The sequence below is a fragment of the Candidatus Coatesbacteria bacterium genome, assembly GCA_014728225.1.
GTDB lineage: Bacteria > RBG-13-66-14 > RBG-13-66-14 > RBG-13-66-14 > RBG-13-66-14 > WJLX01.
In genome coordinates this window covers 1-6,337 of record WJLX01000180.1, presented here as the reverse complement: position 1 = coordinate 6,337, position 6,337 = coordinate 1, and the positions used below count along the sequence as shown (strand labels likewise).

General features: G+C 63.4%; 6 protein-coding genes. All 6 read left to right on the top strand.

Annotation, left to right across the window (positions count from 1 at the left end):
- Positions 1-931: 931 nt before the first annotated feature.
- Positions 932-1,216 (top strand): hypothetical protein, encoded by a 285-nt coding sequence (locus GF399_13040; GenBank protein MBD3401241.1) that lies wholly within the window; start codon positions 932-934, stop codon positions 1,214-1,216.
- A gap of 203 nt (positions 1,217-1,419) precedes the next feature.
- Positions 1,420-1,797 (top strand): hypothetical protein, encoded by a 378-nt coding sequence (locus tag GF399_13035; GenBank protein MBD3401240.1) that lies wholly within the window; start codon positions 1,420-1,422, stop codon positions 1,795-1,797.
- Between the two features lie 250 nt (positions 1,798-2,047).
- Entirely contained in the window at positions 2,048-2,578 is a 531-nt protein-coding gene (locus GF399_13030) for a redoxin domain-containing protein (protein MBD3401239.1), read from the top strand.
- 59 nt (positions 2,579-2,637) lie between these two features.
- Entirely contained in the window at positions 2,638-4,275 is a 1,638-nt protein-coding gene (locus GF399_13025; GenBank protein ID MBD3401238.1) for a hypothetical protein, read from the top strand.
- A gap of 426 nt (positions 4,276-4,701) precedes the next feature.
- Positions 4,702-5,457, top strand: a complete 756-nt coding sequence (locus GF399_13020; GenBank protein MBD3401237.1) for a TetR family transcriptional regulator — start codon at positions 4,702-4,704, stop codon at positions 5,455-5,457.
- Positions 5,454-6,134 carry a DUF1295 domain-containing protein gene (locus GF399_13015; GenBank protein ID MBD3401236.1) on the top strand — a complete coding sequence of 227 codons (681 nt, stop codon included), beginning with the start codon at positions 5,454-5,456 and terminating at the stop codon, positions 6,132-6,134. Before GF399_13020 ends, GF399_13015 begins: the two co-directional genes overlap by 4 nt.
- Positions 6,135-6,337 lie beyond the last annotated feature (203 nt).

Here is a 6,337-nt window from a genome sequence, read left to right as displayed (position 1 = left end):
GGCCGCGGTTGCTTCAAGCCAAAACAGCGCGGCGATCAACTCACGCTGTTCTGCTGAAAGCCCACGGCGAGCCGGTTTATAGTTAAAGCGTTTTCTACGGCGCTTGCACATCCGCCGCCCGTCGCCTAACCTGTAGTGATAACGATAGTTGCACTTTGAACACGTGACATGCCTGTCGGGATTACCCTTTGAGCCATCTGCCACAGCGCCTTCTTTCACTTGTAACAGGATAGCATCCCGGTAACTCTCGTGACTACAAGAATATCACAATACATGACGACCCATGAGCGTTAAGGTATCCACAAGTAAAAAAATACATCGATAAGACATTCCATATAATTAGAAATATATCATATCAAGACTTAAAGTATGCATCCATATCGAGTTGCAATATTGTAGCGGCTTATTGGTAAACGCCTTTATGACCAATAAGTTGTGTAAAAATAATTGCTGCAGAGACTATACTCATACATTGGGACGTTGAATCCCCAGTCGCCTGTTAGTACACAACATAACGTCTGTAGCGGCTGATCTCTAGGTCGAACCGCTGATCAAACCGGCGAAGGACGGACCGCCTGGGTTTATCACGCGGGTTCGCCGCCTGCGAATCACATCCGACCGCAGGGCGGGACACTGCGGACCGCCGCGAATTACCGGCGCCCACGACCCAGGCCCCGGCGCGTGTTGTTGCCCCGCCGGACCCGGAAGGGGCCGGCGGGAATGCAACAACCGTGACGGGGCCGGCGGGTGGGGAGATTCGCACCACCGGGGCGAAGCTAATCGACGGGTGGGCCGGGCGGCCGGGCCGTCGATTGCACATTGCGCAGCCTAACACCATGAATTAACTAAGCTTAGCAAATCAAGGCCAATCCCCCCGGCTCGTTGGCACACTCCTTGCATTACTCTGTGGTGCCCCCCAACCATTCCAGCCATGCCGACCGATAAGGGCAGCCCGACCAGCACCGTGACCCGCGGCCTCTGCGCCGATTGCCTTCACGCCGCCGATTGCGCCCTGCGCCGGATGGTCGAAGCGCCGGTCTACCACTGTGAGGAATTCGCGGGTCGAACGGCGCCGGCGCCCCATCCGGCCGCCGCCGAGCCCCGGCGACCCGGCCTGGGCGAGTACCGCGGTCTCTGCCGGACCTGCTCCCGCCGGGCCGACTGCGCCTACCCCAAGCCCGAGGGCGGCGTCTGGCACTGCGAGGAGTACGAGTAGACCCCCTGCGCCGCTCAGGCTGGTGCTTGCGCGACACCGCTCGCTGATCCAGCGGCCTCGGGCCGCTGACGCCGCACGATGTCCGTCGGTGCTTTTTTATTGTCTTTTTGTAAAACTGAACATATACTATAAAATGCACGCCTTACCGAGCATATTCTCGAACTTATACCGCAGATGAATTGTCTCGCAGGGAGGTTTATCTCGTGAAGCGCATACTGTTGCTTGTTACGATCGTGTTTCTTGTCCTGGGCTTCGGGCTGATCGGTTGCGACACCAGCACCAGCTCCGGCGGCAAGGATGACGGCGAAGACCAGACCGTCGAGGTTCAGATCACCAACGGCCTCCAGTACTGGGATATCTGGTACGTCTTCTGCACCCTGTCCTCGGACGACAGCTGGGGCGACGACCTGCTGGGCGACCAGATCCTGGCTCCCGGCTACACCCTGACCTTCGAGGTCACCCCGGGCACCTACGACATCCAGTGCATCGACGAGGATCTCGATACCTACACCCGTTGGCAGATCGAGATCGGCTCCAACGGCTACGCCTGGACCGTCACCCTGGAGGATCTGGATCAATAGAAACCGTGGCTTTGCCGCTAACTGTGGCTCTCAGGCCCCTTACAGCCCCGGTAATCCGGGGCTGTTTTTCGAGCACTGGTCCGGAGCGGATGCTGGAGCGTCGCCGGGGTTTTCTCCGCGCCCGACCTGACACGGCGGCTGTTTTACGCTAAACTATGCTAATTACGGTCCTGATGTGAGGCCCCGGCCAAGAGCCGCCTTGACAGCTGCCCGCCGTTGGGGAATAATTAGGACTTTCGCAACGGGCAATATGCTTGGCCGCCGTTACGCAGCCAACGACAAGAAAAAGGGAGTGCCACCGATGCGCAAGCTTCTGTTGATCCTGCTGCTGCCCACCCTCGTCCTCGCCGCCCAGGCCCCGCTGTTCCAGCTCGAGGACACCAGCGGCAACGATGTCAAACTGTCCGACTACCTGGGCGAGAACGTCGTCCTGCTCGATTTCTGGGCCACCAGTTGCGCCCCCTGCCTGGCCGTGATGCCCCACATCCAGGAGCTCCACGAGAAATACGAGGATGACGGCCTGAAGGTCATCGGCATCTCCGAGGACCTGCCGCGCAACCTCTCCTCCGTCAAGGCCAAGGCCCGCGAGCTGGGCGTGACCTACACCATCGTGCTGGACAAGAACGCTGCCGCGCTCCAGGCCTACCAGGGCGGCGACACCGGCATCCCCTTCATCGTGATCATCGACAGCTCCGGCGCCATCTGCGAGACCTTCCGCCGCATCCAGCCCGGCGACGAGGACAAGATCGAGAGCGCCGTCCGCGACGCCCTGGGACTCTAGGACCGCCGAGGCGGCTCAGACTGAGTAACTAAACTCCCCCAAACGACGGGAGGAGGTCCGTGCGTTATATCCCGCTCCTGCTTTGCCTGCTCGTCCCGCTGGCCGCCTGGGCCCAGGACGACAATGACGACGGGGAAGCCGACCCTGAAGCCGAAGAGGAAACCGAACAGGTCGTCGAGGAAGAGCCGACGGTCATCGGCGCCGTCATCGGCCTCGACGACGCCTCCGACGTCTGCCTCCAGATCACCAACACCGCCGAGTACAAGCTCTACGAGGGCATCTTCGACGCCGTCGAGGGCGAGAAGATCTACGGCATGCAGACCTTCGAGGACGACCTGACCGCCAACATCAACGTCGGCAACCTGGTCCTCGGCGGTACGCTGCGTTTCTGGCAGCCGCGCTACGACGACGTCCTGGACTACACTCGGGAGTACAAGAGCGAGCTGTTCAAGTGGTACGTCGGCTACGCCGGTGAGAACGTCGAGGGACGTTACGGAACCTTCTACACCACCTTCGGCCGCGGGCTGACCCTGCACCTTTACGACGACCCGATCTTCTACGACGTCGACACCTTCCTCGAGGGCTTCTACGGCCACGTCAACCTGGACTACGTCGAGGTCAAGGCCCTCGTCGGCCGGGGCAGTTACGATTTCGACGCCCTCTACGAGTACACCGACGACGTCCGCGCCGTCGAGGTCAACGTCAACCCCTTCTTCAACTGGATCGAGCTGGGCGGCGGTCTGGTCAGCCAGGAACAGCAGGTCGGCGTCGACTTCATCAGCGGGGAGCCCATCAGCAAACCCCTGCTGATGCCCGCGGGCCACCTCTCCGTAATCACCGATTACGCCGATCTCTACGTCGAGTACGCCGTCAGCGAGGGCTACGAGCTGGCCGGCGCCGAGTACGAAACCTACGAGGGCGAGGCGATCTACGCCAGCCTCGTCGGCTACCTGGGGCGCAACTCCCTGCTGCTGGAGTACAAGAAGTACGATCACTTCTACAACCACTGGAACTCGCCCCCCGAGGTCAGCTTCTCCACCAAACCCCTGGACAAATCCTACCCCGGCAAAGACGAGGAGGGCTACCTGGCCCAGTTGACCGTCTCGCCCCTGGTCGGCCTGTCCGTCGTCGGCGGCTACTGCGACGCCTGGGACACCGAGGAGGAGAAGACCCGCACCGAGTACGGCGGCGAGGTCCGCTGGAGTAACTGGCCCTGGCACTTCGTCGGCGGCGCCTGGCTCCACGGCGAGTCCACCGAGTACTTCACCCCCGACGACCCCTCCTATTTCCTCTACGAGCGCGACGAATGGCTGCCCGAGCTCGAAGCCTCCTATACCTTCGACTTCGGCCACTCCCTCGCCTTGCACTACACCCACCAGTTGATCACCGAGCGCACAGTCCAGGGCGACTATTACGACGAGACCCTCGAGGAGCAGAACCCCCAGGGCTCGCTGACCTACAACTGGCCCGAGCTGTTCTCCGCCACCATCGGCGGCCAGGTGGCCCTCGGCGACCTGCGCGTGGGCGAGGATCGCGATTACTGGATCACCGGCGAGGTCACCTTTCACCTCGGTCCCAACCACGACCTGTCGATCTTCTACGGCAACGAGCGCGGCGGCCTGGTCTGCTCCGGCGGCGTCTGCCGCGAGGAGCCGCCCTTCGACGGCCTGCGGATCAAGCTGGAGAGCCGGATCTAGGCGACATTTCCCTGATGCGCGAAACGGGCGGGGAAGTCCCCGCCCGTTTTGCTACGTCGCCACCGGCGCCGTCACGGTTCTTGCTCGCCGCAGACCTCCCTGTCGCGGGAGGTCTGCGGGCAAGAACGCGCGCCGGCGCCTGGGTTGTTTTGCGGCCAGTTGGGCAGATGATAGGGTTCGATCGACCGGTTGGTCCCTACTCGAAGAATAGCATCGGCGAGGTCTCTGGCCCCGCCCTACGGCAATAACCTTAGTGAACCAGCGGCCGGGTGGGGGAACCTGTTCGGTGAGCCGGTCCGGCATTGTCTGCCGGTCGATGATCTTTCGGCGAACGAGCGGTTTGACAGCAAGCTCTCGAACCCTCCTTCCGGTCTGCCGCGGGGTCGTTGACAGACCTCTTGACAATCATCAAAACCGTGGGTAAGCTTGAAGGACCATAACAGACCGACAGTCGGTCGGTATTCTATATTGCCCCTAAATACAACGGGATATGATGTGGCGCTGAAAAACACCAACCGTGAGAACATCCTCTCCCACGCCCGTAGGCGCTTTTTCCTCCACGGTTACACGGCCACCAGCATCCAGCGCATCCTCGAGGACAGCGGGCTCTCCAGGGGAGCTTTCTACCATCACTTCGCTTCCAAGCAGGCCGTCCTCGAGGCCGTCCTCGAGGGGTTGGTCGAGGACGCCCTGGCCGATCTCGAACGGCGGCTGGAGGAATCGCCCCGACGGTCCGCCGCCGCAGAGCTGGAGCTGTTCCTGGGCCACTCCCTGCTCTGGCGCCAGGCCCGGCCCACGGTGATGCGGCGGCTGCTCAAAAGTCTCTACCGCGACGAGAATCTGGTCCTGCTCCAGCGGCTGCGCTTGCGGCAGTCGGAGGCCGCCCGACCCGTCCTGGCCCGCATCCTGGCCCGGGGCGCCGCCGAGGGCACGTTCAGCCTCGGTGATCCCGAGGGCGCCGCCGAACTGATCCTGGGGCTCATCGCCGCCGCCCGGGACCTCCAGGCCCGCGATCTGCTCCGTGGCGATGTCTCCACGGACCGGCTCCAACGGCGGCTCGAGAACACCCTGCGCTTCATCAAGCGCGCCGTGGGCCTCGAGTACCGCCGGTTGACCACTCCGCAGATCAGCGGGCTGATCGAGCTCATCCAGAATGAGACCCCGCCGGGAGCCGCCCCATGAACCTTCGCAACGTCCTGCGTCGTCTCGCCGCCCCCCTGATCATCGTCATCGGTCAGGCCGTCGTTTTCTTCATCGCCCGCGGCGGCGTCGATCACCTCCGCGCCTGGCTGGTCTTCGGCCTGATGGCCCTCCACGGCCTGATCGGCCTGCCCCTGGTCTGGCGCTTCAACCCGGGCCTGCTCGCCGAGCGCTGGAAGGAACGCACCGACACCGCCCCCTACGAGCGCGCCGTCGGCGTCGCCCTCTTCCTGCTGCTGCTGGTTCTGCAGGTCACCGCCGGGCTGGACCTGCGCCTGGGTGGGAGCTCCCCCGCCCCCTGGCTGATCATCCCCGGTCTGGCGCTGATGGTCGCCGGGATGAGCCTGATCACCGCCACGATGCTGGTCAACCCCCACCTCGAGGCCGGCGCCCGCATCCAGGAAGACCGCGGTCACCGGGTCGTTTCCTCCGGCCCCTACGGGCTGGTGCGCCACCCGATGTATTTGGGCGGCCTGCTGCTCTATCTGGGCGTGCCCCTGGTCCTCGGCTCGCTCTGGGCCATGATCCCCGCCGCGCTGATCGGCGGCCTCTTCGTCGTCCGCACCAGCCTCGAGGACCGCCTGCTCCACCGGGGGCTCGCCGGATACGCCGAGTACGCCCGGCGGACCCGGCGACGACTGATCCCCGGGGTGTGGTAGACCGCTCGGCCCGTCGGCGTGGTTGTTCCCCAGGGGGAGATGAACAACGGGAGCGTCCGCAGGCCCTCCCCTGGATGGCTCGTCGTTCGAAGATGGCGCGCCGGCGAGGTGCGGTCATCAAACAAACGGCGGGGGTGGAATCCCCGCCCGACAGAAACGTTGTTGGTAAACCGGCGGCCGGGTCTCTAGACCCGGCCCTACGG

Bases quoted from the DNA above. Each gene is read 5' to 3' on its own strand.
- GF399_13030 (MBD3401239.1), top strand. From the start codon at position 2,048: ATGCTTGGCCGCCGTTACGCAGCCAACGACAAGAAAAAGGGAGTGCCA.
- GF399_13040 (MBD3401241.1), top strand. From the start codon at position 932: ATGCCGACCGATAAGGGCAGCCCGACCAGCACCGTGACCCGCGGCCTC.
- GF399_13015 (MBD3401236.1), top strand. From the start codon at position 5,454: ATGAACCTTCGCAACGTCCTGCGTCGTCTCGCCGCCCCCCTGATCATC.